Source organism: Agrobacterium radiobacter (assembly GCF_040801995.1).
Taxonomy (GTDB): domain Bacteria; phylum Pseudomonadota; class Alphaproteobacteria; order Rhizobiales; family Rhizobiaceae; genus Agrobacterium; species Agrobacterium radiobacter.
In genome coordinates, this window is sequence record NZ_JBEGHX010000001.1 from 1,983,051 (window position 1) to 2,009,215 (window position 26,165).

Consider the following 26,165-nt stretch of genomic DNA (forward strand, 5'->3'; position numbering starts at 1 on the left):
AAAGGGGACATCGAAGTTGGCATTTGACGAAATGATAAATGCGGACGACACGCCGCGAAGCCCATATGAAAACTATAACGAGTGGTACAGCCGACAGGACAGGGCTCACCTGATCCAGAAATCAAAAGACGCGGAAAACATCTTTCGGAAAACCGGTATTACTTTCGCAGTCTATGGCCATGCCGATAGTTCAGAAAAACTGATCCCCTTCGATATCATCCCGCGCATCATCTCCGGCCGCGAGTGGCGCAAACTGGCCCAGGGCATCGAACAGCGCGTTCTCGCCCTCAATGCTTTCCTCGACGATATCTACCACAAGCAGGAAATCATCCGCGCCGGGCGCATTCCCCGCGAAATCATCGAGAAAAACGAAGCCTTCCTGCCGGAAATGATCGGCTTCACTCCGCCCGGCGGCGTCTACACCCATATTGTCGGCACTGACATTGTCCGCACTGGCGAAGACCAGTTCTACGTTCTGGAAGACAATGCCCGCACCCCCTCCGGTGTCAGCTACATGCTGGAAAACCGCGAGACGATGATGCAGATGTTCCCGGAACTCTTCCACGAAAACCGCGTGCGCCGGGTGGAGGATTACCCCTATCTGCTGCGCCAGTCGCTCGCTTCGCTCGCACCGCCCGGCTGTTCCGGCAAGCCGCGCGTCGCGGTGCTGACGCCCGGCATCTATAATTCCGCCTATTACGAGCACTCCTTCCTCGCCGACATGATGGGCGTGGAACTGGTGGAAGGCTCCGACCTGCGCGTCATGGACGGCAAGGTCAAGATGCGCACCACGCGCGGCTACGAAGCGATCGACGTGCTCTACCGCCGCGTCGATGATGATTTCCTCGATCCGCTGACCTTCCGGCCGGATTCGGCGCTCGGCGTGCCCGGCATCATGGATGTCTATCGCGCCGGCAACATCACCATCGCCAATGCGCCCGGCACCGGCATTTCCGATGACAAGGCTATCTATTCCTACATGCCCGAGATCGTCGAATTCTATACCGGCCGCAAGCCGCTGCTGGAAAACGTGCCGACCTGGCGCTGTTCGGAGCCGGACAGCCTGAAATACGTTCTCGACAACCTTGCCGATCTCGTCGTCAAGGAGGTCCACGGTTCGGGCGGTTACGGCATGCTCGTCGGCCCCACCGCATCGAAAAAGGAACGGGCGCTTTTTGCCGAAAAGCTGAAAGCACGCCCCTCCAATTACATTGCGCAGCCAACACTGTCGCTCTCCACCGTGCCGATCATGGTGAAAAACGGCATCGCGCCGCGCCATGTCGATCTGCGTCCCTATGTGCTTGTCTCGGACAAGGTTCAGATCATTCCCGGCGGCCTGACCCGTGTTGCCCTCAAGCAGGGCTCACTCGTGGTCAATTCCAGCCAGGGCGGCGGCACCAAGGATACATGGGTACTGGAGGATTAAGCCATGCTGGGCAGAACGGCAAACGGGCTCTACTGGATGTTCCGGTATATCGAGCGCGCTGAAAACATCGCCCGGCTGATCGATGCGGGCCTGCGCGTTTCACTGACGCGCAGCGGCAGCGGCGATGAGGACTGGGACGGCGTGTTGCAAAGCGCCGGCGTGCACGACGAATTTCTCGAAACGCGCGAGAAGGTGACGGCGGCGAATGCGATCGATTATCTGTTGCGGGACAAGGCCAACCCCTCCAGCGTCATGTCGTGCATCGAGGCGGGCCGTAACAATGCCCGCATGGTACGCACGGCGCTGACGCGCGAGACATGGGAAGCCACCAACGAATTCTGGATCGAGCTGAAGAACATCCTCGGCCGCAAGCTCAGCCACGCCGAGCTGCCGCAGACCATCGATGTCATCAAACATCGCGCCGGTCTGGTGCGCGGGGCTTTCCACGGCTCGATGCTGCGCAACGATCTCTATAATTTCTCCCGTATAGGCACCTTCATCGAGCGCGCTGACAACACCGCCCGCATTCTGGACGTGAAATATTACGTGCTGCTGCCGGCGGTGGCGCATGTCGGCTCCTCGCTCGACAATGCGCAGTGGGAATCCATCCTGCGCTCGGTCTCGGCGCACCGCTCCTATGGCTGGGTTTATGACGCGGAATACAAGCCGTCCAATATTGCCGACTTCCTCATTCTCAACGGCCGCATGCCGCGCTCGCTTGCCTATTGTTATGAAAAGATCGCCAGCAACCTCAACTACATCGCCGAGGACTACAGCGAGAGGCACAAGGCGCATGACACGGCCGAGAGCATTCGCGACAGCCTGCGCACGACCACCATCGGCCGGGTGATGGATGAGGGCTTGCACGAATTTCTGGAGAGATTTGTCAACCGCAACGGACAATTGGGACAGGAAATCACGGAAGGCTACCGCTTCTATCAATAAGCGCGTGGACGGGGACAGCTTATGCGTCTGAAAATCACCCATACGACGGAATATGTCTATGACGAGCCGATGCCCTATGCATTGCAGCGGCTGCGCCTGACACCGCAGACCGGCCCGAGCCAGACGGTGGAGGACTGGGATGTCTCGGTCGATGGCGCCACCGTCGAAGTGACCTATGACGACCATTTCGGCAACCGTGTCGCGCTGGTGGAAACCGAAGGCCCGCAAAAGCGGGTGAAGGTCGTGGCAAGCGGCACGGTGAGCACGCAGGACAAGGCCGGCGTTGTCGGGCACCACATCGGCAATGCACCGCTCTGGCTGTTCCTGCGGGAAACACCGCGCACGAAACCGGGAAAGCTTGTGCGCGAACTGGTGAAGGTGAGCGTGGGCGAAACCGAGCTTGCCCGGCTGCATAACCTCATGGAGAATATTCACGACAAGGTGGACTATGTTCCCGGCTCGACCGACATCGAAACCACGGCGGAAACGGCGCTGGAAGCGGGCAAGGGCGTCTGCCAGGACCATGCCCATATCCTGATTTCCGCCGCCCGGCTGATGGGCCTGCCCGCGCGTTATATTTCCGGTTATCTGATGATGGAAGAGGTAGAGGAACAGACCGCCACCCACGCCTGGGCCGAGGTGCATCTTCAGGGGCTGGGCTGGGTGGGCTTCGACGCCGCCAACAATATCTGCCCCGACGACCGTTATGTGCGCATCGCATCCGGTCTCTGCTACCGCGACTGCGCGCCGATATCAGGCATGCGCATCGGCCCGGCGGGCGAGACGCTGAGCGTTTCGGTCACCGTGCAGCAGTCGCAGAGCCAGTCACAGAGCTGAGATGATGGCCGGCAAGGACGACGATACAATCGGCTTTTATACTGATAACGCCGCAGCCTATACATCACGGGGACAGGCGGCGGACCGCCCGCATCTGGAGACATTTCTGGCGCGCTTGCCAGAGGGCGCAAGCATTCTCGAACTGGGATGCGGCGGTGGTCAGGACAGCGAATTCATGCTGGCCGCCGGTTTCGACGTTCATCCCACCGATGGAACGCCTGACATCGCGAAAGCGGCGGAAATCCGGCTCGGCATTCCCGTCAGGACATTGCTGTTCGAGAATATCGATGAGCGTGAGCGATATGACGGTGTCTGGGCCAATGCCTGCCTGCTGCATGTGCCCCGTCCCGCCCTGCCGGGCATTATCGGCCGCATCCACACGGCGCTGAAACAGGGCGGCGTTTTTTATGCCAGCTTCAAGGCGGGAGAGACGGAAGGACGCGACATGTTCGGCCGTTACTACAATTATCCTTCGAAGCCTTGGCTGAAAGACGTTTACGGACAGTTTGACTGGACGGCGGTGGAGATTGAGGCGCGGCAGGGCAGCGGTTACGACAATCTCCCGACCGCATGGCTGCATGTGACGGCAACGAAATCCTGATCCGGCGCGACAAGTTGGCGGTTGCGAAACCCCTTCCTACCCGGTTTAATCTCCGCATCGATTTGAAAGCATGATCCGGCTTCCGCCCGCGGGAGGAAAGCCGGCCAGGAGACGGCCTTGTACAGCATTTCCGACTATCGCGACTGCCAGTCGCATGGACCCGTCATCGCCGAGCGGGTCTGGACGGCATGGTGGCAGGATAGCGGTCTTCAGGTGGGCGACGTCGCCGAGCACCTGAAAGACATGACCAACCCCCATACGCTGCCCACCGGTTTCGTTGCCCATGACGGCGACGACTATGTCGGCTCCGCCTTCCTCATCCATTGCGATCTGGAAGAGCGGCCGCAATATCTTCCCTGGGTCGCCGCCCTTTGGGTGGAGGAAGATCGCCGGCGCTCAGGCGTGGCACGGGCGCTCATGCAGGCGGCAACACAAAGGGCCGCCGAACTCGGCCACGAGACCAGCTATCTCTGCTGCCAGCGCGATCTGGAAACTTATTACACCGGTTGCGGCTGGACCGTTCTGGAACGTGGTGTCGGCAAACACGACCTGACGGTGCTGACCTACAGCGCGAAAATTTAAAGCCGTCTGTCCCCACGCCGGACAGCCCATGGACTACCGGAGGAAACCATGCGCCCACCAGCCGCCCTTATGGAAACCGCGATTTACGCCGATGATCTCGATGCCGCCGAGGCCTTTTATCGGGATGTCTTCGGGCTGGAGGTGGTGCGCAGGCTGCCCGGGCAATTCATCTTCTTCAGATGCGGGCAGCAGATGCTGCTGATCTTCGACCCGCAGCAATCCCGCCGGGCCGACCCCGACAATCCGATCCCCCGCCACGGTGCGGTGGGGCAAGGCCATTTCTGTTTTTACGCGAAGGACAAGTCGGAAGTGGACGGCTGGAAGGCTCGTTTCGAAGCGCTTGGAATTCCCGTCGAGCACTATCACCGCTGGCCGAATGACAGCTATTCCGTCTATATCCGCGATCCCGCGGGCAATTCGGTGGAGGTGGGTGAAGGCAAGCTATGGGGGATTGGGTGAGCCCAACTAATACGCGGAAGAAGCGCTATGAAGAACATTTTTGTCGTCACGCACACTCAGTCCGTCCACCATGTCGAGAACAAGGTCGGGGGCTGGTATGATACCGAACTGACACCCAAGGGCAGGGCCGATGCGGAAGCGACAGCCGCCAGACTTGTGGCCTTGATCGACAGCGCCTCAATCGAAATCTTCAGTTCCGATCTTCTCCGGGCCTCCCAGACTGCGGCAATCCTTGCTGAACACCTCAAGCGCCCTTTTGAAACCACACCTGACCTACGGGAAATCAGCTACGGTTCGGCCGGCGGCATGCCACAGGAATGGCTCGACGCCCGTCAAATACCCGCCCCTGAGCACAACCGGATGGATCACCGCGGCGGAATTGCTGATGGCGAAACGAGACGTGAGGTGGCGGAAAGAGTGTATCGCTCTGTAAACACCATTATATCGCGGCCATGCCCCACGCAGGTCATCGTTACCCATGGCTTCGCTCTTACCTTCGTCATCGCGGCATGGATCAAGATGCCAATAGAAAGCGTCGGCTATGCCAGCTTTCCGGCGCGTTCTGGCTGCATTACGCACCTAAGACAAGACGACTACTGGCAAAGTCGCTCCGTTGTTGCTTTAGCGGATGTTTCGCACCTGAAGGCAAGCTGTGGGAGTTCGGCTAAGGCAAGCGCTTGAAAGTTGCGAACGGGATAATGCTATGAAAAAGCTCTCATCAAGCGTCATCTTCGGGCTTGACCCGAGGATCTATCCACGTCGCGTAAAATCGATCGGATGTGGATCCTCGGGTCAAGCCCGAGGATGACGCCGAGGGAGAGCAAGGCGCCCCCTCGACCAACTTCACGTAACGCGCAGATCAAATCTGCCGAACAGTGATCTCTTCTTCCGCATCAACCGCAAGCGGGTTCTTCAGCGGCAAGCCGAAACCGGCGGCCTCGATTTCGAAGACATCACCCGCTTCCGGCTTGACGCCTTCGGCAAAGGAGAGCGTCGCGGTGCCGAACATGTGCACATGCACGTCGCCGGGAGCGCGGAACAGGCCGTATTTGAAGTGGTGATATTCAAGGTTCGCGAAGGTGTGGGACATGTTGTCCTCACCCGAAACGAACGGCTTTTCGAAGATGATCTTGTCGCCGCGGCGGATGCGCGAGGTGCCGCGAATATCGGACGGCGGAGCACCGACGCGGATTTCCGGGCCGAAGCTTGCCGGGCGCAGCTTGGAATGGGCGAGGTAGAGATAGTTGATCCGCTCGGTGACGTGATCGGAAAACTCGTTCGAGACGGCAAAGCCGATGCGCACCGCTTCACCCTTGTCGGAAATCACGTAGATGCCGGCCATTTCCGGCTCTTCGCCGCCATCAAGCGCGAAGGACGGAGAGGTGAGAGCCGCGCCCGGTGCTGCCGCCACATGGCCGTTGCCCTTGTAGAACCATTCGGGCTGAACGCCCTTTTCGCCGGCCTTGGGCTTGCCGTTTTCGAGACCCATGCGGAACATCTTCATGGAGTCCGTCAGGCTTTCCTCGGCGGCTTCCGTGGTCTTCTTGTGCATGCTGTCACGGGTCGCAGCCGAACCGAGATGGGTAAGGCCAGTACCGGTCAGATGCAGGTGCGCCGGATCGGGATGGGTGATCGGCGGCAGGAAGCGACCTTCGGCATAGGCCTTTTCAAGATCGACAGCATCGCCCAGACCATGGGCGGAAATGACATCGGCAAGGCTCTTGCCGCCATTGGCGGCTTCCATGGCGAGCGCATAAACCGACTCCGCACCTTTGACGGCCTGCGCCTGCCCGCCCTCTTCGCGAACCGCTACGGTGATTTTGCCACTGGCATCTTTGATCTGTGAAATGAGCACGGGATTTCCTTCCTCCGGCGCAAAGCGCCTTGTCTCTTCTACGCGGCGCATAACGCCTGCATCTTATGAAAGTGGCCGGAAACCGGCCACTTTTTTGACTGCGATAGGGTTGGGGCCGATCAGCCCTTGTTTTTGTTGTAGACGTCGAAGAACACGGCGGCGAGTAGCACGAGGCCCTTGACCATCTGCTGGAAATCGATGCCGAGGCCGACAATCGACATGCCGTTGTTCATGACGCCCATGATGAACGCGCCGATGACCGCACCGGTGATCTTGCCAACGCCGCCGGAGGCAGAAGCACCACCGATGAAGCAGGCCGCGATCACATCGAGCTCGAAGCCCACGCCTGCCTTCGGCGTTGCCGAGTTGAGGCGGGTCGCGATGATCATGCCGGCAAGACCGGCCAGCACGCCCATGTTGACGAAGGTGAGGAAGCTCAGGCGTTCGGTGTTGATACCGGAAAGTTTGGTCGCCTTTTCATTGCCGCCCATGGCGTAGACGCGGCGGCCAATGGTCGTGCGGCGCGTCACGAAGCTGTAGAGCGCAATCAGAACCAGCATCACGATCAGAACGTTCGGCAGGCCGCGATAGGTGGACAGCTGGTAACCGAGGAACAGAATAGCACCTGAGATCAGCAGATTCTGCACAATGAAGAAACCGAACGGCTCGACGTCGATGCCATGCTTCACGTTCACCACGCGACGGCGCCAGGCCAGATAGAACAGCACGACCGTAATCAGCAATGTCAGGATCATCGAGGTGGTATTCAGACCTTCGATACCACCGATATCAGGCAGGAAGCCGGTGCTGATGACCTGGAAATCGGTCGGGAAAGGACCGATGTTCTTGCCGCCGAGCACGAACAGCGTCAGGCCGCGGAACACCAGCATGCCCGCCAGCGTCACGATGAAAGACGGAATGCGGTGATAGGCGATCCAGTAACCCTGGGCAGCACCGATGATGCCGCCGATAACAAGACAAATCAGCGCCGCAAGAAACGGGTTCATGCCCCATTGCACGGTCAATATGGCCGCGATCGCACCGACGAAGGCGACGATGGAACCGACCGAAAGGTCGATATGCCCGGCCACGATGACGAGCAGCATGCCCAGCGCCATGATGACGATGAACGAGTTCTGCAGGATGAGGTTGGTCAGGTTCACAGGGCGGAACAGGATGCCGCCGGTGTAGAACTGGAAGAAAACCATGATAGCGACGAGCGCGATCAGCATGCCGTATTCGCGGATATTGGAGCGAATATACGACCCGACCGAGATGACGTTGCTTTCTTCGTTTGTGGTGTTTGCCGAACTCATGAGTTCTTCTCCCCTGAGCGCATGATAGCGCGCATGATGCTTTCCTGGCTCGCCTCTCCCTTCGGCAATTCAGCGACGATGCGGCCTTCGTTCATGACGTAGATGCGGTCGCAATTGCCGAGCAGTTCGGGCATTTCCGATGAGATCATCAGAACGCCTTTGCCGTCGGCAGCGAGCTGGTTGATGATGGTGTAGATTTCGTATTTCGCGCCGACATCGATACCGCGGGTCGGTTCATCGAGGATCAGCACGTCAGGATTGGAGAACAGCCACTTGGAGAGCACCACCTTCTGCTGGTTGCCGCCCGAAAGATTGACCGTTTCCTGGAAGATACCCGACGAGCGGATGCGCAGGCGCGTGCGGAAATCGCTCGCCACCTTCATTTCCTTGATGTCGTCGATGATGCTGGCATTCGATACGCCGGCCAGATTGGCGAGCGTGGTATTGTGCAGGATGTTGTCGTTGAGCACGAGACCGAGATGCTTGCGGTCTTCCGTCACATAGGCAAGACCGGCATCGATCGCCTTGCGCACGGTGCTGACGTCAACGGGCTTGCCGTCGATCAGCACTTCACCGCTGATCTTGTGGCCATAGGACTTGCCGAACACGCTCATCGCAAATTCGGTGCGCCCTGCCCCCATCAGACCGGCAATGCCGACCACTTCGCCCTTGCGCACGGTGACGTTGATATCATGCAGAACCTGACGGTCGCGATGCTGCTGGTGATAGGCGTTCCAGTTCTTGACTTCGAGAATGGTCTCGCCGATCGGCACATCGCGCGGCGGATAACGATCTTCAAGATCGCGCCCCACCATGTTGCGGATGATGACATCCTCGCTGATTTCTTCCTCGTGACAGTCGAGCGTCTTCACCGTCATGCCATCGCGCAGCACGGTGATCTGATCGGCCACCTTGCGCACTTCGTTGAGCTTGTGGGTGATGATGATCGAGGTCATGCCCTGCTTGCGGAATTCCATCAACAGGTTCAGCAGCGCCTCGGAATCGCTTTCGTTGAGCGAAGCCGTCGGTTCATCGAGGATGAGCAGCTTCACGCTCTTTGACAGCGCCTTGGCGATTTCGACCAGCTGCTGCTTGCCAACGCCGATATCGGTGATCAGCGTCTCCGGCGATTCCTTCAGACCCACCTTCTTCAGAAGTTCGCGGGTACGGTTGAAGGTCTGCTGCCAGCTGATGACGCCGTTCGAGGCGACCTCGTTACCAAGGAAGATGTTTTCCGCAATCGACAGAAGCGGCACGAGCGCCAGCTCCTGGTGAATGATGATGATACCAATATCTTCACTGTCGTTGATGGCGCGAAAATTCCGCACTGCGCCTTCATAGTGGATTTCGCCCTCATAGGTGCCGGCGGGGTAAACACCGGAAAGGACCTTCATCAAGGTCGACTTCCCCGCGCCGTTCTCACCGACGAGTGCGTGGATCTCACCCTCCTTAACCTTGAGGTTGACGTTCTCAAGCGCTTTCACGCCCGGAAACGTCTTGGTGATGTTCCGCATTTCGAGAATGGTATTGGCCATATCGCAATCCAGCGCCCGATTAATTCCGGCGTTTTTATTTTTATGGAAAAACGGGGATGACGCCAAGTCATCCCCGCATGTGTCTTCAGCTTATTTCAGCTGGTCTTCCTTGTAGTAACCGCCATCGACGAGAACCTGCTTGTAGTTCTCCTTGGTAACGGCAACCGGCTTCAGGAGGTAGGACGGAACGACCTTGACGCCATTTTCATAGGTCTTGGTGTCGTTCACTTCCGGCTCCTTGCCCTGCAGAACAGCGTTGACCATGTTCACGGTCACCTTGGCGAGTTCGCGGGTGTCCTTGAAGATGGTGGAATACTGTTCGCCTGCAATGATCGACTTGACGGAGGGAACTTCAGCGTCCTGACCGGAAACGACCGGCAGCGGCTGGTCCTTCGTGCCATAACCCACGCCCTTCAGCGAGGAGATGATGCCGATGGAGAGACCGTCGTAAGGCGACAGAACAGCGTCAACCTTGGCGTCGGTGTAATAAGCGGAAAGAAGGTTGTCCATGCGGGCCTGGGCCGTTGCCGGATCCCAACGCAGCGTACCGACCTTGTCCATGCCGGTCTGGCCGGACTTCACGACGAGCTTGCCGCTGTCGATGTAAGGCTGGAGAACCGACATTGCGCCGTCATAGAAGAAGAACGCATTGTTGTCGTCAGGAGAGCCGCCGAACAGCTCGATGTTGAACGGGCCCTTGCCGTCCTTCACGCCAAGCTTGTCGACAATCGAAGTCGCCTGCAGAACGCCAACCTGGAAGTTGTCAAAGGTTGCGTAGTAGCTGACATCGCCGCTGTTGCGGATCAGGCGGTCATAAGCGATGACCTTGATGCCCTGCTCGCCAGCCTGCTTCAGGACGTCCGACAGCGTCGTGCCGTCGATCGATGCGATCACGAGAACCTTGACGCCCTTGGTGACCATGTTTTCGATCTGGGAAAGCTGGTTCGGAATATCGTCATCGGCATACTGCAGGTCGGTCGTGTAACCGGCTTCCTGAAGCTGCTTTACGATGTTGTTGCCGTCATCGATCCAGCGTGCGGACGACTTGGTCGGCATGGCGATACCAACGGAACCCTTGTCCTGCGCGAAAGCCGGCGCTGCGAAAGAAGCAGCACCGATGGCACAAGCCGCCATCAGCGAAATAATGGACTTCATTAACTCTCTCCCTTGAGCCCTTCTCTGGAGCCCGCATGCTGCGGTGCACCATGAAATTCATGCCGTCAGAGGAAGAAGCCGCGTTGCACTCATTCCGTTTCGCACATGCGAAATGGAACAGCTGCCGCTCCTCCCCGGCATTCCGCAAATTGTTCTGAATCCATATAACTGTCAAATAGAATAAATCAGTTTCCATATATCAATTATGATATATTAAATCGATACAAAAACCGATGAGGGGTATAAAACCACGAATGAACAACCAAAAAGTGTATGAGCAGGCGCAAACAACAGAGGCCCTTTTCGTCTTTGAGGACAACCCTTTGCTGCGGGCCGGATTGAAGATGAGCCACCTGCGCATGCTGGTCATGATCGAGGAGCACGGGCAGGTCAGCGCAGCGGCGGCCGCCATGAACATGACGCAGCCAGCAGCCTCGCGCATGCTCGCGGAAATGGAGGCGATCGTCAAATCACCCCTTTGTCAGCGGGCCTCGCGCGGGGTGGTGCTGACGAAATTCGGCGAGGCGCTGGCGCGCCGGGCCCGCACCATCTTGTTGGAACTGCGCGAGGCGAGCCGTGAACTGAACCAGATGAAGTCGGGCAGCGGCGGCTCGGTCTATATCGGCGCCGTCACCGCGCCCGCCATCAGCCTCGTGGTTCCCGCCATAAGGCGAGCCATGGACACCTATCCCGGCATTGAAATCAACGTGCAGGTGGAAAGCAGCAACGTGCTGGCGCGCGAACTGCTGGCCGCGCGCCACGATTTCATCATCGGCCGCATTCCCGATGATTTCGACCCCGGCCTCTTCTCCATCCATGAAATCGGCATCGAGCGCGCCTGTCTTGTCGTGCGCGAAGGCCACCCCCTGCTGCGCGGCGAGCCCGTGACCCTGCAGGATCTCTCCGGTTACGACTGGGTTTTCCAGCCGCCCGGCGCGCTTTTGCGCAGAACCATGGAGGATGTCTTTCTGACCCACGGCGTCACCATGCCGCGCAACATCATCAACACGCCCTCCATGCTTTTGACGCTCGCCCTGATCTGCAACACCGATGCTATTGCGCCGATCGCCCAGGACATGGCCGAATTCGTTGCCGGCCAGCAGGCGGATATCGGCCGAACCCGCATATTGCCGACGGATTTCGAACTCGTCGTGAAGCCCTACAGCATCATCACCACCAAGGGCCGGGTTTTGCCGCCCAGCGCCCGCCTGCTCTACGATCTGGTTCTGGATGAGAGCCGCAAGCTGACCGGCCCGTGACGGCGGCAAGCCAGACACCACCTTCATGATCCATAAAGGCCGGATAGTCAGACCGGCGAGGGAAAAGCCGCATGCTCTTCGGACAATCCGTTTTCCAATCGGTCGTCGAAAGGCTGAAACAGGAAAAAGAAGAGGAAGGCGTGGAACCGCCACCGCCCGCCGGTCACCGCATTGCCGGTTTCAGCTCGGGTTTCGTCCTCGACACGCATATCGAAGCGCCGCTGCCCTCGAACGGCAATCTCGATGCCTATCTCGCCTTCATGGCTGAGCCCGCGCCACCGCCGGAACCTCAACCGGAGCCCGAGCCGGAAGCAATGCCGGCTCATCTCGAAAAGACCTCGCTTGCCGATGTCTCCGCGGAACTGGCGATCCACGAAACCGACACGGCCGCAACGCTTGCGGAAAAGCGGCGCGCCTTTGCACGCCTCAATCATCCAGACCGGGTGAAGCCGCAATTCCGGCACAATGCGACGCTGCGCATGACGGCGGCCAATCTCCTGGTCGACCAGGCGATCCGGATGTTGCGAACGCGCGAGCATTTCCGCTGAAAATGCCGGGTCGCCTTATCTCGGAAAATATATAAAACGGAAGATGAGCGGCGCTTCAGCCCGCATCGTTCTTATCGGTGGGCGTGCTTTCGGCGGCGGGCTCATCCGTGCCATTCCCGCCCTTGTCGGCATCGCTTGCGGGTTTGAACTTCAGCAGCAATTCATAGGCCGCATAAGCCCCGATGCCGGCAACGATGGTTCCCCAGAAAAACTCGCGATTGACGAATTCGATGACGGCCCAGGCGGCGCAAAAGCCGACAATGAGCAACCGGACCCACAGGGGACGATAAAGCGGATGACTCGTATCGATATTCAGCATGGCGTTCCCGTCCCGGGCCTTTCCAGTCGATCGCATGATTGCGGCTCCGCGCCACAAGACGTGAAGATGCTTATGCGTCTTGGCGGTTTCGCGGGAGAATTGCAACGCAATTCGGCCCGCTGCCGATCAGGCTGACGTGAAAGACCAGCGGGAAGAAGATGGTGCGATGTCGCAGACAATGGACGACAGGCGCAGGCCGCACCCCGCAGCCGCCCGGCACTACTCTGATTGCCCGACGCTCTCTTCGACGGTTCAGTCGCGCAGGCGTCCAAGCAGAGCCAGAAGCTGATCGCGGGCCTTCTTGCCGCCGATCCGGTCGATCAGCTTTTCCTCACGGTCCCGCCAAGTATTGGAAAGCCGGTCAAGAAGGCTGCTGCCTTCCTCCGTCATGTCGAGGAAATGAACGCGCCTGTCCTCTTCCGATTTGCGGCGGACAAGCAGCCCCTTCTCTTCCATGCTGTCGACGATCGCGACGAAATTGGCCCGCTGTATGCCGAGCGCTTCAGCCACATCGCTCTGTTTGAGGCCCGGATTACCGCCGACGATGACGAGCACGGAAAAATCGGCGGGCCGCAATCCCTGCTCGGCCAGCACATCGGCAAAGCCATTTGCCACGGCAAGTTGCGAGTGCCGCAAGTGATAGCTGATCGCAGTCGTCAGCAACCCATAGTCGATCGCCGTGAGGTGCGCCGCTTCCGCGCTGCCGCTTTCGGCCTTTTCCGTTCGCGGCCCGTTGCTGTGTGCCAATCGCAAAGCCATCCGATCCCCCGCCTGATTCGTTCCTTTACCTTGCCGAAATCATAACCGACAACGTTGCGAAACTGTATCCCAAATAAATGTAGATGATACTAATATTGTATAATAATTTGACAGTTAATCGCCGGCGAAGCAACCACGGACTCCGGATCGCGGTTGGCAAAACAGAAAAAGTATGACTATTTACCCACCAATTTTGAGGGGCTAAAATCGACTCCCGCGCCGTGTTTGAAAGGCATTGCAGCAATCCGGCCGCCACTTCGATAATAGGGCAGGACAACGGTCTGGCTCGGCGATAACATACTACTTATAAGGGAAAATCTATTCCGGTAAAAACACAATACGTCAAACGACGTAACGCCCCGCCGCCACGGAAAAGCGTGCGATGACCTCACAACACGCCCTCACGCCCGGCCCCGCCCGAAAACAGGCTAACTTTCGCAAATCTTTGATTTTTAGACGTTGATGCGGAAACAAAGCTGGGGTATGAACCAACCGCTGCACGCGATTCAAGCGTGACTGCTGCACCCGTAGCTCAGCTGGATAGAGTGTTGGATTCCGATTCCAAAGGTCACAGGTTCGAATCCTGTCGGGTGCGCCATCAATTTCCTAGTGCATTGAAACGCCAAAACATCTAGGGTTTCAGGACCTTAGGGATAGCCGTCTTGTACACAACGCTATCTCACAGGGGTTGCACACTTGATGGCAGGAATCACGTACATGCAGCGACGAAGCTCCGGCATATATGAATTTCGAAAGCGGCTCCCAAAGGAACTGGCCGGGAAGCCAGCACCCGAGCACGCCAAGCAATATGTCCCCGAGTTGGTCAATCCCGATACAGGGCGCTTCAAGCGTGAGCTTACCGTGTCTCTCGGCACCAATGACCCTAAAGCCGCGAAACGCAGAGACCTTGCGGAAGCGCTCAAGGCAGCGGACCTTTTTGAGAAAGCCGCCCTGCTCATTGCTCAAGGACCCGCCGCAAAGCTCTCCCCTCAACCGCTGCCAGAAGTTTCTACCATAGAGGCATGGGCCTTTCGCAAGATATTGGCGGGCGACGAGGAGACACGCAGACAGGGCGATTTGCGCAGGCATCTCCAGAAACCGGAAGAACGGCAGCAATGGCCTGACCTAGAGCGCATCCGCTTCACCGGTATGGGGATGGAAAGCAGCCACCTCTTTGTACACGGCGAGGAGATAGACATGTGGCTGGCCGACTACCAAGGAGCCTTGGCGAGGTATGATATGCCCGAAAACGCCGAGGCAATCTTGCGACCCAGCGCGCGGACGGGGGATGCCACATATTTGTCGTTGCCGGCGGCGCTGCGAACCGGAGCAGGCTGGCTTTTTTGCTGATAAGCGCCATCGGCGAGCCTGAACTGGGAGAGCAGCTGGTTGAGCGACGCCACTTCCTTGGCCAGGCTGTGGCTTGCGGCATTGGTTTCTTCCACCATGGCCGCATTTTTCTGCGTGTCCTGGTCCATCTGGTTCACGGCCGTATTGATCTGCTGCAGGCCGGAGGATTGTTCCTGCGCAGCCTCCACGATGGAGACGACGTGCCGGTTGATTTCCTGCACTTCAGAAACGATGGTCTCCAGCGCCTTTCCGGTGTCACCGACCAGCTGCACGCCCTGCTGCACCTGGTCGTTCGATGTGGTGATCAGGGCCTTGATCTCCTTCGCCGCGTTGGCGGAGCGCTGGGCAAGCTCACGCACCTCCTGCGCCACCACGGCAAAGCCCTTGCCGGCCTCGCCCGCACGGGCGGCTTCCACACCGGCATTCAGCGCAAGCAGGTTGGTCTGGAAGGCGATCTCGTCGATCACGCCGATGATGTTGCTGATCTCATTGGCCGATTTGGCGATCTGCTCCATGGCGACCACGGCGCGGCGCACCACCTGGCCGGATTGTTCGGCGCCCGCCTTGGCGCGGCTGACGATCTGGCCCGCCTCCTGCGCGCGTTTGGTGGAATCCCTGACCGTCGTGGTGATTTCTTCAAGCGCAGCGGCTGTTTCCTCCACGGCTGCGGCCTGCTGCTCGGTGCGCTTGGCCAGATCGTCGGCGGCAGACTTGATCTCGTCCGCGCCCGCACCGATGCCGCTGGCGTTCTGCGCGACCTTGGTCAATGCCGCCTGCAGCTTTTCGGCGGACGTGTTGAAATCGTTGCGAACGCCATCCAGCGTCGCGGTAAAAGGCTGGCCGATGCGATAGGAAACATCGCCTTCCGAAAGCTTCGAGAGGCCGGCTGCGAGATTGTCGACGGCGAATTTGACATCGGCCGCCTCCGTTGCCTTCTGCTGCTCCCGCTCGATCCGGTCTTTCTCCGAGAGGCTGCGATTGGCTTCGGTTTCCTGCTCGAGACGAATGCGCTCGACGGCGTTTTCGCGGAACACCTGAACGGCTTTCGCCATCTGGCCCACTTCATCCCGGCGCGCCGTGCCGTCAATCTCCGAGGCCGTTTCACCACCGGCAAGCGACACCATGCGCTCGCGCAGACGGGCAATCGGCGTTGTGATACCACGAGACGCCACGAACAGCGCCAGAATGATGCCGATCGCAAAAGCAATGCCGACAACCACCAGGGAAGTGAAGATGGTCGAATTGGTCTTGTCGGTCAGATCGTCGCTTCCCTTGACAACACCCTTGGCAAGCTTGTCCAGAAGGGCAGAGATTTCATTCCCGGTCGAGCGGATCAAAGCGTCGGCCTTCATAAGTTCAGCGGCAGATTCCTTGTTGCGATCGGTCGAACCGAATTCCACGGCTTTGTCGGTCGAGGTGATTATGCCCTGAGCCTGGCCCAACAGCTTGTCCAGCCCCGCAGCTTCCTCCGGAAAAATGGTTTTGACATGGTTGAGGCGCGATATCAAAGCCACCTTGTCTGTCTCGTATTCGTGCTTGACGATCTTGAAGTCAGGAATGTTGGTGTCGTAAGCCATGACCTGATAGGCGCCATAAGCCATGGCCTGCAGGTTGCGGTTTGCCCGCGAAAGCTCCACCAGAGCGGCGTTGTCGTTGGCAATAAAATACGAATAGGCCGTGTCCGTCCGCTTGTAGTGCATGGACATGAAGGCTGTGGCGCCAAGGCCGACAATGCAGAGCGGGAGAATGAGCGACAGGATTTTGATGCGGATACTGGCGTTTTGAAGAAAAGACACGGGAACCTCAGGTCATTGAAAAACCGCTCCTTCCCCGTGCCGGAGGTGTTCGGCAAGACTGACATTGCACGTCAAGCGCCTCGATCATCGAAGCTCCGCTAGCCGTATCATCGGCTCTCAACGCATCTGCTTCATGCATGCGCCGGGAAAGCCGCCTGTCCCTTCAAATACGGACAGGCCGCGCCGCCCTAGATGACATGGCGGCTCCGCAAGCAAAGCGGAAACGCCACGCCGAATTTCGAGGAAGGGAATGAAATCAACCGGTTCTTCAGCCGGCGCGCCTTCCGTTTGTTTTCCAGAAAAATGATTATAGTCAAAAACTTTATAATTCCTTCACGACGACCAGTGTCAGCGGCTCGAGGCAAAAGAACGCGATCTTCGTGCGTCGCTCCGTCGCTGGAAGATCAGGGCGACAAGGGCAAGCCCGGCCATGGCGGCGAATATCAATGCTATGTCGCGATAGGCGGCGGCAAAACCGAAGCGGGCAATCCACGGCTGGCTTGCCAGCGGCGAGATGAAATGCCCGAGAAACATCGAAGCGGTGACGATGCCGGCGATACGCCCGCGCAGGCTGAGCGGCGCCAGCATGATGGTCGTGGACATGATGCCCGGCATCACCACACCGAGGCCAAACCCCACCACCGCAAGCGATGACAGCATGGCAACCAGCCCCTCGGCCATGGCAAGCAGCGCAAAACCCGCCGCCATCAACACCAGCCCGGCGGCAATGATGGCGGTCACGCTGACCCTTGCCCGCAATCGCCCGAAATTGAGCGCCGCCAACGCCCCGGCCAGATTGAAAATGCCGATGGCGTATCCCGCAATGCTGCCGGAAAACACCCCAAGCTCCCGCAGGAAAAACGGCAGCTGCGAGGGGATGGTGTAAAACAGGGCATTGACGAGAAATACTGCCAGCGCCAGCACACCCACCAGCAGCCAGTTGACCGCAAACTCCTGTTCGCCGCCGGCTTTGATCCCGCCATCGTTCCTCACCGGCTCCGTCAGAAAAAACACGGCCGCCGGCAGAATGAGCAGGGCGACGGCATAGACCGCGAAGGGCGCGCGCCAGTGCAGATCCGCCAGCAAACCGCCCGCCACCACAAAAACCACGCCGCCGATCTGGGTAAAGGCCTGTTGCAGGCCGAGATAGCGCTCCCGCGCCGGACCTTCGAAATAATCACCCACCAGCGCCGTGCCGATCGTCATGATGGCGCCGATCGCCAGACCGAGAAAGGCGCGCCCCACAAGCAGGCCGGCAAGACTTTCGGCAAAAAGGCCGGACATGCCGGAAAGGCTGTAAAGCAGGATAGCGCCAAGCAGCAGCCGCTTGCGGCCGAAGCGATCCGCCAGCACACCGGCAATGGGCGCGCAGAAAGCCACGAAAACCGAGGGCAATGTCAGCACCATGCGGCTCATGATATCCACATGCGGCGTCGACAGGAAAGTCTGCTCGATGGCCGGCAGCGAAGGTGCGACCGTGGTTCCGGCCATGATGGTGAGCGTGGCGACGAACAGGAGCGTCACTTTCAACGCGAAGGATTTTTCGGTCATTCTCACGCCCCCTTGTAAGGTGTTGCGGACCGCGCCTGTTTCAGCGCCCGCGCCCACCAGCCAAGCTTGTTCATCATCGTCTCCAGCGCGCCTGCCGCCGCCGCGCCGGCATCGAGCTGGCCGGCGGCATCGACACGATCCCAGGGATTGGCGAAGCTGACGACATCGCGGATCGTTACCGCATGCAGTTCCGCAAAGACGGGGCGAAGCTGCTCGGTGGCGCGCAGGCCGCCGGAAATCCCGCCATAGGACACGAAGGCCACCGGCTTGGCGCCCCATTCGTCATAGGCGGAATCGATCAGCACCTTCAGCGCGCCGGGGTAACTGCGGTTATATTCCGGGGTGACGACGATGAAGGCATCGGCGCCATCGAGGCTTTGCCGAAGCTGCCGCACCGAGGCGCGCTCGGGCGCGTGGTCCTGCGGCAGATCGAGTTCGCGCGGGTCGATGACCGCCAGCTCCAGTCCCGGCAGAGCCCTCAGCTGGTCAAGCAGCCATTGGCCGACAACATCGCAGAAGCGCGGGTTGCGGGCGCTGCCAAATATGATCCGTATGGAAAGTGTATCATCGCTCATGGAACGTCCTTCAACAGTGTTCCATGTCCTGATAATTCCTCAACTATAGTTGAGGTCAATAGCCGCGTACAAAAAAAGCGGCAGGTTTTGAAACTGCCGCTTTGATTTATGATGGTGGCGTTGAAAAGCGACGCCGGGCTTCAGGCCGCCGCGCGCCGCAACGCTGTGGCAACCTTGTGGATATGCGCCGCACCAATGCCGCAGCAGCCGCCGATCATGGTCGCGCCCGCATCCGCCCAGGAGCAGGCAAAACGGGAATAAACATCGTCTGTCAGATCGGCGCGCGTGTCATGCAGCCCTTCATTGGCGGCGGAATCACCCTGCTCGCCTTCAAAGGCATTGGCATAAACGCCGATTTCCAGTGACACACCCTTTTCCGCGAAGACGGCGGCGGCCGTCTCAACCGCGGCTTTCATGACTTCCGGCTTGCTGCAATTGAACAGAAGGGCGGCCGCGCCCGATTGCGCCGCCCATTCGGCGGCCGCCTTGACCGTTTCACCGGAGCGAAGCGCAGGCTCGCCGCCGGTCGCAGCCGCATCATCATTGAGCGTGAAGGAAATCCAGAACGGTTTGCCAGTCGCGGCAACGGCTTCACGCACCGCCTCGCCCTCGGCGATCAGGCTGAGCGTCTCGCCGAGCCAGACGTCGACATGAGGCGCGAGATTATCGACCAGCACCTTCAGATAGGTCTGCACCCGGCCCGCATCGAAATTCTGCGGCTCATAGGAGCCGAAGATCGGCGGCAGCGAACCCGCCACCAGCACCTTGCGGCCGGAGGCATCCGCCGCTTCGCGCGCCAGCTTGCCGGAAAGGGCGATCAGCGACGCGCCGTCCTTCTGGAAACGCTCTTCGCCGATGTGGAAGGGCACCAGCGCATAGGAATTGGTGGTGACGACATCGGCACCGGCTTCGATGAATTCCTGGTGCACCTGCCGCACGATCTCAGGCGCGTCGATAAGCGCCAGCGCCGACCATTCCGGCTGTTTCAGCACGGCGCCGAGCCGCTGCAATTCGCGGCTCATACCGCCGTCGAGGATACGGATTGTGCTCATGGTCATAACTCCCTGAATATTTATCGTCGGACGGGCACCTGCTGTTCGATAAGGCCGAAACAGCGGGCGATGATGGCGGTGAGAATGAGATAAAAGACGGTGACGACGATCAGCGGCTCATAGACGAGCAGCGTGTCCTGCCGCACCTTGTAGGCGACGGCGTAGAGATCCATGACAGTCACGGTGAAAGCAAGCGGCGTCGCCTTCAGCTGCATCACCACCTCGCCGGCAATGGTCGGCAGCGCGATGCGGATGGCGCGCGGCAGCCAGATGCGGCGAATGAGGGTGAAGCGGCCCATGCCGAAAGCCCTGCCCGCCTCCAGCTCGCCTTTCGGCACGGCCAGCAGCGCGCCGCGCAGAACTTCCGCCTCATAAGCCGCATAATTCAGCGTGAAGCTGACGGCCGCGAAGAAGAACCCTTCACGCAGCACCGGCCACATGAAGCTTTGCCTGATGCCGGGGATCATCGGCAGAAGCGAGCCGACGCCATAATAAAGCAGCCAGAGCTGGATGAGCAGTGGCGTGCCCCGGAAGAAGGTGCAATAGGCCCGCGCCAGGATTTTCGTCATCCGCCCGCCGCTCACCTGTGCGAAGGCGAGCCCGATGGCCAGAAGAAACCCGATGCTGACGGAGATGACGAGCAGCGCCACCGTCTGCCATGCACCCGAAAGAAGAAGCGGCCAATATTTCGCGACCCATGAAAAATCCATGCCGTCCCCTCCTCAGGCCAGGGCCGGCTGGCCGCGCCGCACGCGGCGTTCGACCAGCAAAAAAACGAGGTTCGAAACGAGCGTGATGGCAAGGTAAAGCAGGGCGGCGGCAAGGAAGAACAGGAAATATTGCTTGGTGCTGGCCCCGGCCAGCCGCGTCGCGAGCGCCAGCTCCTGATAACCGACGACCGCCACCAATGCGCTGTCCTTGGTCACCGCAAGCCAGAGATTGCCAAGCCCCGGCAAGGCGTTGGGCAAAAGCGCCGGCAAGACCACCCGGCGGAACCGCAAGGCGGGTGACATGCCGAAGGCGCGCGCCGCCTCGATCTGCCCGCTCGGAATGGCAAGAATCGCACCGCGCAGCACCTCGGTCATATAGGCGCCCTGCACGAAACCCAGAACCGCAACGGCGGCAACGAAACCGTTGACCTCCAGCGGCGGCATACCAGCCAGCAGCAGCAGCCGGTTGAGACCGTCAGTACCGGCATAATAAAGCCCGACGATGAGGATCAGCTCGGGAACTGCGCGGATCGCGGTGGTGTAGAGGCTGAGCAGCAGGCCAAGCGGCCTGTTGCCCGAAAGCTTGCCGAGCGCCCCCGCCATGCCGATGGCAAGGCCGATCAGATAGGCGCCGGCGGAAATGGCAAGCGTCGATGCCGCACCCTTCAACAGGGTGCCGCCCCATCCCGGAGGATAGGGAGACAGAAGTTGCAACGTGGTTTCAAGGCTTGCCATATGCGTGACCGATCAGATCGAATTACTGCCCGTAAATATTGAAGCTGAAGTACTTCTTGCTGATCTCGTCATATTTGCCGCTGGCGCGTACGGCGGCGATTGCCGCATTCAGCTTGGCCTTGAGTTCGGTGTCTTCCTTACGCAGGCCGCCCGAAACGCCGAGACCGAGGATTTCCTTGTCGTCGGCGACATCGCCCATGTCGGCGCAGCAATCCTTGCCCGCATCACTCTTCACGAAAGCGTCGAGGACGATGGAATCGCCGAAGACATAGTCGATACGGCCAGCCGCGAGATCCTGAAACGCCTCGTCCAGCGTCTGGTAGGTCTTCTCATCGGCGACACCGGCGAAATATTTCTTGTAATATTCGGACTGGATCGTCGCCACCTGAATGCCGATGGTCTTGCCCTTGACGTCCTCGGCCGTCGCACCCGCCTTTTCACCCTTGGCGCCAATCAGCTTGCTCGGCGTGTTGTAATATTTGTCGGTGAAATCGATGATCTTCTGACGCTCTTCCGTGTTCGACATGGAGGACCAGATGACGTCGAATTTCTTCGTCTGCAGCGCCGGGATGAGACCATCCCAGGACAGTTCCACGATCGAGCATTTTTCCTTCATTTCGGCGCAGACGGCGTCCATGAGGTCGATTTCCCAGCCCTGCCACTTGCCGCTGGCATCCTTGGCGAAGAAGGGCGGATAGGCTTCGTTCATGATGCCGAAACGCACGTCGGCGCTGGCCGTGAAGGCGGAAAACGCAAATGCCGTTCCGGCAAGCAGCGTGGCGAAAAATTTCATTCAAGTCTCTCCTGTTAAAACGGACTGTCAGGCAAAAGGGTCAATTGGCCAGCGCGCCGGTGAATTCCCGGCAACGGGCGCTCGTGGGGTTGCCGAACACCTGCGCCGGCGGGCCCGCCTCCTCCACCCGGCCCTGATGCAAAAACACGACCTGGGAGGACACATCGCGCGCAAAGCGCATCTCGTGGGTGACGAGCAGCATGGTGCGGCCTTCCTCGGCCAGATCGCGGATGACCTTCAGAACCTCTCCCACCAGTTCCGGATCAAGCGCCGAGGTGGGTTCGTCGAACAGCATCACCGCCGGTTCCATGCAGAGAGCACGCGCAATGGCGGCGCGCTGCTGCTGTCCGCCGGACAGGAATGCCGGATAGGCGTTTTTCTTGTCGTAGAGCCCGACCTTGTTCAGCAGGGCTTCGGCCTTTTCAACCGCCTCCTGCCGCTTGACGCCGAGAACATGAACGGGCGCCTCGATGACGTTTTCCAGAACGGTGCGATGGGCCCAGAGATTGAAATTCTGGAACACCATGCCGAGACCGGTGCGCAATTTTTCCACCTGCCGCCAGCTTTTCGGCACGGCCTTGCCGTCGCGGCCGGTTTTTGTGGCGATTTCCTCGCCATTGATGATGACACGGCCGCGATCCGGCGTTTCGAGAAAATTCATGCAGCGCAGAAAGGTGCTTTTGCCGGAACCGGAAGACCCGATGATCGAGATGACATCGCCCTTATGGGCCTGCAACGAAACGCCCTTCAAAACTTCATGCGTGCCGAAGCTCTTGTGGATGTCATCCGCTTCGAGCGCGCAGGCGCCTGTATCTGCCATCGATTGACCTAGCCGATCCGTTTTTTAGTGCCGCCGCGTCGATACCCCCGGGGGTTGCGATGCGACTTGCACAATAACAAAGACTTGAGCCGCGCATGTTTAGCGAAAATAGCTGCAGACGCGCGCAACAATCGGCTCTTTTACATATTCGCAACGAAAAATCATTTCAAAATATCACCTGGAACGAACAACCGGGGAAACCTGCCGCCGTTGGGGTATCGGGGCCGCCCCAGTTCTGTCCGGTTCCCCCTCCGCCTCGTCCTCCACGAGGCTGGCATTGGCCTGCAGATGCAGGCCCATCACCGCCACGATGAGGAAGAACCAGACGAACCCGGTGCTGAGGAAAAACAGCGTTTCCAGAAAGCCGTAGAGCAGCACGTAAAGCCATACACCGACATAAAGCCGCGTCAGCGGACTGTTGCGCGTGGCGTCATTCATTTTGCCGAGATACTGCAGCGGCAGGAGATAGATCCACACCATCACCAGCATCAGACCCGGCACGCCGCCGGCCAGCAGAAGGTCGAAATAACCATTGTGCGAATCCGGCGCGGTCGTCGCCCAGGTATTGTTCTCGGTAAAACTCGACATCAGGGTGTCGCTGCGCCAGAAGGCCTGATAGCCATATCCGAGGAGCGGGCTTTGCCTGATATAGTCGATGGCGACGGTCCAGATATCCCTTCTGCCGGTAAAGCTGGCATCAAGCCCCAGCTTCGTCAGCATCTGCGAAAAGACAGGATCAACCGTGGTGCCGACGGTCACCAGCGCGAAGACCGCCAGAAACAGGGTTACGACCGGGTAGCGCCAGCGGGGCCAGCGCAGGATGAACCAGCCTGTCGCAATGATGATCGGCATCAGCCCAAGCGCGGTCTTGCCGCCGGACTTGACCAGAAAGACCAGCGACAGCAACAGCACCGACAGCCCGCCGATGAAAGACCAGCGCTTGCTGAGATAAATGCCGACGATGATCAACACCGCCATGACCGAGGCGGCCTCGTTCTTGTGGCGGAAAACCCCGCGCCAGTCTCCCGCCAGAAGCGGTTCCAGCGCATCGCTTGCCTGGTGGATCGAGCGCGAGGGCAGCACGGTGATTCCGAAATAGCACAGGAACAATATGATCAGCGCGCATGTGGCGAGCAGCGTCGTGAAATGCCGCTCCGTGCGCGGCAATTGCAGGAAACCGCCGGCAAGCACACAGATAATGGCGCACATGACAAGCCGCCTGAGCGAAAACAGCGGCGCTTCGCCCGCCACCGAAGTCAGGACAAACCAGCCGAAAATCGCCGCCATCAGCAGGCGCGGCATGAAGAGGATGGAAAACGACCGCTCCTTCGCCATGAAGGCCAGGAAACTGAAAAACAGGATGATCGCCGTCAACTGATTGAGCAGGTTGGACCCGGCCGCCATGGCGGAGCCCTGATAGGTCGATGAGAGCGAGATATAGGGCGAAAAGCCGACCGTGAAATACAGGAAAGTCACGTAAAACAACGCGTCCCGCCAATAGCCCCGCCGCTGTTCTTCATGCGCTGCATCCATAAGGGGTTTTTCTCTCCCTCTTTCCTGAAGCAACCCGCATTAAAACTCGTGCTTCTCATATTCGATAATACGAATATCCCCCGCAAATCCTATTTTTTAGTTATCCGTGATGCACGGGCAAATAGCACCGCGATCGTCCGCTTTTTTCTCAGGAAACCGAAAGCGGGAGGCAAAGGACAAGACAGTCATTTTTAAAAGTTAAACTTCAAAACCCAAAAAAGCGTCCGCGAAAATTGGTCCATATTTCATCCTTAGGTTGCTTAACTAAGTATATTTTGTTAACCTCAAATGAGGCAGGGCCAGCAAAGTAACAGGCTGATATAATAACATTTTATCTTAATACGAACATTTCCGGACCAAGTGGATTGCCGGTTTTATATCTATATTAATACATTCAAATATACGCTTCCTATGGTTGATTTCATCAATGCGCGAAAGCTGGAGGCCGAGGGTGGACGTTCCGATACACACCAATATGGGCGATGGCGATAGTGGGCAGTCGCCACAACGCCCGGTTCAGCCAGGTGTCTCCGGTGTTCGCCCCATGCGCAGGGACGACGTTCCCGCAGTCGAGGCCGTGCTCAACAGCGCTTTCAAGAAGAACGGGCAAGAACGGAACTTCAATTTCCGCTCCTATATCGAGAAACTGTTTTTCGGCAGTCCCGCCTTCAGCCCGGAGAACGGCAGCGTTGTCTACGACGCCGGGGAGAACAGGGTCACAAGCGTCATCCTCGCCGTGCCCATGCGTTTCGTCGCGAACGGGAAAACCATTACCGCAAGGCTGCTCTGCGCCTTCGCATCTGATGGGAAACAGGGTGCGCTCGGCGCGGCGCGCCTGTCTCGGGGCATGCGGGCATCCAAACACGACATGCTGTTCTCGGACACGGCTTCACCCGTTAGCGCCGATCACTGGGTGGCGACCGGGGGCAACATGTTGCCGATTGAAAGCCTGCAATGGCACAAGGCGCTCAAGCCCTTCTGCACCATTGCCCTGCGCATGCCGCGCCGTTCCAAACTGGCCAAAACCACACTTGCCCTGACCATGCTCGGTTTCGTGGATGGAATCCTCAGACGCTGGAAAAAGGGTCTGAGACCGCAGGAGGCGGCCGGCGCCACGGTAAAAACCGTTGACTACGAAACCTTCCGCCGCAGGGCGCTCACGATGATCGAGCGTTTTTCCATTCGCCCGGAATGGTCTCACGAGGAATTCCACTGGCTGATAGAGATGAGCAGGGCCAATGAAAGCCTCGGTGAACTGAAGGGCGTGATGATCGAGAATGCCGAAGGCCATGCCATGGGCGCCGCGCTGTTTTTCGGCCAGCGGGGACGAACGGCCTATGTGCTCAATCTCGTCTGCGATGCCGGCTGCGAAAACGATGTGCTCAACACCCTGTTCCGCCATTTCGATGACGAGAACTATGCCCATGTCACCGGCATGTCGCAGCCGTTTCTCATCAACGCGCTTTACCGCCAGAACCACATGAGCTTCCGCCATGACGGTTATTTCTGCATGGCGACCCGGGATGACGAGCTGAGGGAAAAAGCGCTGGCCGGCGATATCTATATTGGCGGGCTGTGCTCTGAAAGCTGGAGCAAGCTCATAACAGACTACTGAGGCCTCCACCCGGCAACGGGACGGAGCGCCGACTGGGCA

The 26,165-nt window shown here is 59.0% G+C and carries 25 protein-coding genes and 1 tRNA gene; 11 read left to right on the plus strand and 15 right to left on the minus strand.

The features are described from left to right. The first annotated feature begins 16 nt into the window (after positions 1-16). The 7 genes from MRBLRC7O_RS09915 to MRBLRC7O_RS09945 all read left to right on the plus strand — a co-directional run bounded on the left by MRBLRC7O_RS09915 (position 17) and on the right by MRBLRC7O_RS09945 (position 5,531). Complete coding sequence (locus MRBLRC7O_RS09915; RefSeq protein ID WP_020809408.1) at positions 17-1,426, plus strand: circularly permuted type 2 ATP-grasp protein; 1,410 nt, start codon at positions 17-19, stop codon at positions 1,424-1,426. Positions 1,427-1,429: 3 nt separating this feature from the next. Continuing rightward, positions 1,430-2,371 (plus strand): alpha-E domain-containing protein, encoded by a 942-nt coding sequence (locus MRBLRC7O_RS09920; protein ID WP_003509488.1) that lies wholly within the window; start codon positions 1,430-1,432, stop codon positions 2,369-2,371. Positions 2,372-2,392: 21 nt separating this feature from the next. Continuing rightward, positions 2,393-3,208 (plus strand): transglutaminase family protein, encoded by an 816-nt coding sequence (locus tag MRBLRC7O_RS09925; protein WP_020809407.1) that lies wholly within the window; start codon positions 2,393-2,395, stop codon positions 3,206-3,208. Positions 3,209-3,212: 4 nt separating this feature from the next. Continuing rightward, complete coding sequence (locus MRBLRC7O_RS09930) at positions 3,213-3,809, plus strand: class I SAM-dependent methyltransferase (protein ID WP_080866618.1); 597 nt, start codon at positions 3,213-3,215, stop codon at positions 3,807-3,809. A gap of 117 nt (positions 3,810-3,926) precedes the next feature. After that, positions 3,927-4,391: a GNAT family N-acetyltransferase gene (locus MRBLRC7O_RS09935; protein ID WP_020011468.1), complete on the plus strand. Its 465-nt coding sequence runs from the start codon at positions 3,927-3,929 to the stop codon at positions 4,389-4,391. A 48-nt stretch (positions 4,392-4,439) separates the two neighbouring features. Further along, positions 4,440-4,850, plus strand: coding sequence for a VOC family protein (locus MRBLRC7O_RS09940; protein ID WP_080866366.1), 411 nt, complete (start codon positions 4,440-4,442; stop codon positions 4,848-4,850). Between the two features lie 27 nt (positions 4,851-4,877). Further along, a complete protein-coding gene (locus MRBLRC7O_RS09945) occupies positions 4,878-5,531 on the plus strand; it encodes a histidine phosphatase family protein (protein WP_080866367.1) in 654 nt (217 codons plus the stop codon). Positions 5,532-5,709: 178 nt separating this feature from the next. Here MRBLRC7O_RS09945 and araD1 read toward each other — a convergent pair whose 3' ends face one another. The 4 genes from araD1 to chvE form a co-directional block, all read right to left on the minus strand. Beyond that, positions 5,710-6,705 carry a 2-keto-3-deoxy-L-arabinonate dehydratase AraD1 gene (araD1, locus tag MRBLRC7O_RS09950; RefSeq protein WP_162690864.1) on the minus strand — a complete coding sequence of 332 codons (996 nt, stop codon included), beginning with the start codon at positions 6,703-6,705 and terminating at the stop codon, positions 5,710-5,712. A gap of 119 nt (positions 6,706-6,824) precedes the next feature. After that, the gene (gene gguB, locus MRBLRC7O_RS09955; protein ID WP_003509476.1) at positions 6,825-8,021 is read right to left on the minus strand and encodes a sugar ABC transporter permease GguB; all 1,197 of its coding nucleotides are present in this window, start codon (positions 8,019-8,021) and stop codon (positions 6,825-6,827) included. After that, positions 8,018-9,556 carry a sugar ABC transporter ATP-binding protein GguA gene (gguA, locus tag MRBLRC7O_RS09960; protein WP_020011472.1) on the minus strand — a complete coding sequence of 513 codons (1,539 nt, stop codon included), beginning with the start codon at positions 9,554-9,556 and terminating at the stop codon, positions 8,018-8,020. The genes gguB and gguA overlap by 4 nt, the downstream gene beginning before the upstream one ends. Before the next feature lie 90 nt (positions 9,557-9,646). Next, positions 9,647-10,711 (minus strand): sugar ABC transporter substrate-binding protein ChvE, encoded by a 1,065-nt coding sequence (gene chvE, locus MRBLRC7O_RS09965; protein WP_080866369.1) that lies wholly within the window; start codon positions 10,709-10,711, stop codon positions 9,647-9,649. Between the two features lie 254 nt (positions 10,712-10,965). On the opposite strand from chvE, the gene MRBLRC7O_RS09970 reads away from it, so the two are divergent. Further along, complete coding sequence (locus MRBLRC7O_RS09970) at positions 10,966-11,970, plus strand: LysR family transcriptional regulator (protein ID WP_003509470.1); 1,005 nt, start codon at positions 10,966-10,968, stop codon at positions 11,968-11,970. A gap of 71 nt (positions 11,971-12,041) precedes the next feature. After that, on the plus strand, positions 12,042-12,518 hold the full coding sequence (locus MRBLRC7O_RS09975; protein ID WP_080866370.1) for a hypothetical protein: 477 nt from the start codon (positions 12,042-12,044) through the stop codon (positions 12,516-12,518). Between the two features lie 55 nt (positions 12,519-12,573). On the opposite strand, the gene MRBLRC7O_RS09980 is transcribed toward MRBLRC7O_RS09975, so the two are convergent. Both MRBLRC7O_RS09980 and MRBLRC7O_RS09985 read right to left on the minus strand, forming a co-directional pair. Then, positions 12,574-12,837, minus strand: coding sequence for a hypothetical protein (locus tag MRBLRC7O_RS09980; RefSeq protein ID WP_080866371.1), 264 nt, complete (start codon positions 12,835-12,837; stop codon positions 12,574-12,576). Positions 12,838-13,089: 252 nt separating this feature from the next. Next, positions 13,090-13,596 (minus strand): MarR family winged helix-turn-helix transcriptional regulator, encoded by a 507-nt coding sequence (locus MRBLRC7O_RS09985; protein ID WP_020809385.1) that lies wholly within the window; start codon positions 13,594-13,596, stop codon positions 13,090-13,092. 521 nt (positions 13,597-14,117) lie between these two features. Here MRBLRC7O_RS09985 and MRBLRC7O_RS09990 point away from each other — a divergent pair. Further along, positions 14,118-14,194: transfer RNA gene (locus MRBLRC7O_RS09990), tRNA-Arg, on the plus strand. Between the two features lie 613 nt (positions 14,195-14,807). Here MRBLRC7O_RS09990 and MRBLRC7O_RS10000 read toward each other — a convergent pair. The 9 genes from MRBLRC7O_RS10000 to uppW all read right to left on the minus strand — a co-directional run bounded on the left by MRBLRC7O_RS10000 (position 14,808) and on the right by uppW (position 24,511). Next, a complete protein-coding gene (locus MRBLRC7O_RS10000) occupies positions 14,808-16,742 on the minus strand; it encodes a methyl-accepting chemotaxis protein (protein WP_111821146.1) in 1,935 nt (644 codons plus the stop codon). Positions 16,743-17,090: 348 nt separating this feature from the next. After that, positions 17,091-18,293 (minus strand): MFS transporter, encoded by a 1,203-nt coding sequence (locus MRBLRC7O_RS10005; RefSeq protein ID WP_080866383.1) that lies wholly within the window; start codon positions 18,291-18,293, stop codon positions 17,091-17,093. Between the two features lie 2 nt (positions 18,294-18,295). After that, positions 18,296-18,868, minus strand: a complete 573-nt coding sequence (locus tag MRBLRC7O_RS10010; protein WP_003509456.1) for an NADPH-dependent FMN reductase — start codon at positions 18,866-18,868, stop codon at positions 18,296-18,298. A gap of 140 nt (positions 18,869-19,008) precedes the next feature. After that, positions 19,009-19,920 carry a homocysteine S-methyltransferase family protein gene (locus tag MRBLRC7O_RS10015; protein WP_060725264.1) on the minus strand — a complete coding sequence of 304 codons (912 nt, stop codon included), beginning with the start codon at positions 19,918-19,920 and terminating at the stop codon, positions 19,009-19,011. Between the two features lie 20 nt (positions 19,921-19,940). Beyond that, positions 19,941-20,630 (minus strand): ABC transporter permease, encoded by a 690-nt coding sequence (locus tag MRBLRC7O_RS10020; RefSeq protein ID WP_003509452.1) that lies wholly within the window; start codon positions 20,628-20,630, stop codon positions 19,941-19,943. Positions 20,631-20,642: 12 nt separating this feature from the next. Then, positions 20,643-21,365 (minus strand): ABC transporter permease, encoded by a 723-nt coding sequence (locus MRBLRC7O_RS10025; protein ID WP_080866384.1) that lies wholly within the window; start codon positions 21,363-21,365, stop codon positions 20,643-20,645. A gap of 22 nt (positions 21,366-21,387) precedes the next feature. Next, positions 21,388-22,158, minus strand: a complete 771-nt coding sequence (locus MRBLRC7O_RS10030) for a transporter substrate-binding domain-containing protein (RefSeq protein ID WP_003509438.1) — start codon at positions 22,156-22,158, stop codon at positions 21,388-21,390. Positions 22,159-22,198: 40 nt separating this feature from the next. Then, positions 22,199-22,978 carry an ABC transporter ATP-binding protein gene (locus MRBLRC7O_RS10035; protein ID WP_060725219.1) on the minus strand — a complete coding sequence of 260 codons (780 nt, stop codon included), beginning with the start codon at positions 22,976-22,978 and terminating at the stop codon, positions 22,199-22,201. 174 nt (positions 22,979-23,152) lie between these two features. Then, positions 23,153-24,511, minus strand: coding sequence for a Wzy-type polysaccharide biosynthesis protein UppW (uppW, locus tag MRBLRC7O_RS10040; protein ID WP_003509433.1), 1,359 nt, complete (start codon positions 24,509-24,511; stop codon positions 23,153-23,155). A 544-nt stretch (positions 24,512-25,055) separates the two neighbouring features. Here uppW and MRBLRC7O_RS10045 point away from each other — a divergent pair. Then, positions 25,056-26,126, plus strand: coding sequence for a GNAT family N-acetyltransferase (locus tag MRBLRC7O_RS10045; RefSeq protein ID WP_162690868.1), 1,071 nt, complete (start codon positions 25,056-25,058; stop codon positions 26,124-26,126). Positions 26,127-26,165 lie beyond the last annotated feature (39 nt).

Bases quoted from the DNA above. Each gene is read 5' to 3' on its own strand.
- MRBLRC7O_RS09920 (WP_003509488.1), top strand. From the start codon at position 1,430: ATGCTGGGCAGAACGGCAAACGGGCTCTACTGGATGTTCCGGTATATC.
- MRBLRC7O_RS09975 (WP_080866370.1), top strand. From the start codon at position 12,042: ATGCTCTTCGGACAATCCGTTTTCCAATCGGTCGTCGAAAGGCTGAAA.
- MRBLRC7O_RS09970 (WP_003509470.1), top strand. From the start codon at position 10,966: ATGAACAACCAAAAAGTGTATGAGCAGGCGCAAACAACAGAGGCCCTT.
- MRBLRC7O_RS10045 (WP_162690868.1), top strand. From the start codon at position 25,056: ATGCGCAGGGACGACGTTCCCGCAGTCGAGGCCGTGCTCAACAGCGCT.
- chvE (WP_080866369.1), bottom strand. From the start codon at position 10,711: ATGAAGTCCATTATTTCGCTGATGGCGGCTTGTGCCATCGGTGCTGCT.
- MRBLRC7O_RS10020 (WP_003509452.1), bottom strand. From the start codon at position 20,630: ATGGATTTTTCATGGGTCGCGAAATATTGGCCGCTTCTTCTTTCGGGT.
- MRBLRC7O_RS10010 (WP_003509456.1), bottom strand. From the start codon at position 18,868: ATGAGCGATGATACACTTTCCATACGGATCATATTTGGCAGCGCCCGC.
- MRBLRC7O_RS10005 (WP_080866383.1), bottom strand. From the start codon at position 18,293: ATGACCGAAAAATCCTTCGCGTTGAAAGTGACGCTCCTGTTCGTCGCC.
- MRBLRC7O_RS09985 (WP_020809385.1), bottom strand. From the start codon at position 13,596: ATGGCTTTGCGATTGGCACACAGCAACGGGCCGCGAACGGAAAAGGCC.
- MRBLRC7O_RS09940 (WP_080866366.1), top strand. From the start codon at position 4,440: ATGCGCCCACCAGCCGCCCTTATGGAAACCGCGATTTACGCCGATGAT.
- MRBLRC7O_RS09945 (WP_080866367.1), top strand. From the start codon at position 4,878: ATGAAGAACATTTTTGTCGTCACGCACACTCAGTCCGTCCACCATGTC.
- MRBLRC7O_RS09925 (WP_020809407.1), top strand. From the start codon at position 2,393: ATGCGTCTGAAAATCACCCATACGACGGAATATGTCTATGACGAGCCG.
- MRBLRC7O_RS10015 (WP_060725264.1), bottom strand. From the start codon at position 19,920: ATGAGCACAATCCGTATCCTCGACGGCGGTATGAGCCGCGAATTGCAG.
- MRBLRC7O_RS09930 (WP_080866618.1), top strand. From the start codon at position 3,213: ATGGCCGGCAAGGACGACGATACAATCGGCTTTTATACTGATAACGCC.
- MRBLRC7O_RS10035 (WP_060725219.1), bottom strand. From the start codon at position 22,978: ATGGCAGATACAGGCGCCTGCGCGCTCGAAGCGGATGACATCCACAAG.
- MRBLRC7O_RS09980 (WP_080866371.1), bottom strand. From the start codon at position 12,837: ATGCTGAATATCGATACGAGTCATCCGCTTTATCGTCCCCTGTGGGTC.
- uppW (WP_003509433.1), bottom strand. From the start codon at position 24,511: ATGGATGCAGCGCATGAAGAACAGCGGCGGGGCTATTGGCGGGACGCG.
- MRBLRC7O_RS10030 (WP_003509438.1), bottom strand. From the start codon at position 22,158: ATGAAATTTTTCGCCACGCTGCTTGCCGGAACGGCATTTGCGTTTTCC.
- gguA (WP_020011472.1), bottom strand. From the start codon at position 9,556: ATGGCCAATACCATTCTCGAAATGCGGAACATCACCAAGACGTTTCCG.
- gguB (WP_003509476.1), bottom strand. From the start codon at position 8,021: ATGAGTTCGGCAAACACCACAAACGAAGAAAGCAACGTCATCTCGGTC.
- MRBLRC7O_RS10025 (WP_080866384.1), bottom strand. From the start codon at position 21,365: ATGGCAAGCCTTGAAACCACGTTGCAACTTCTGTCTCCCTATCCTCCG.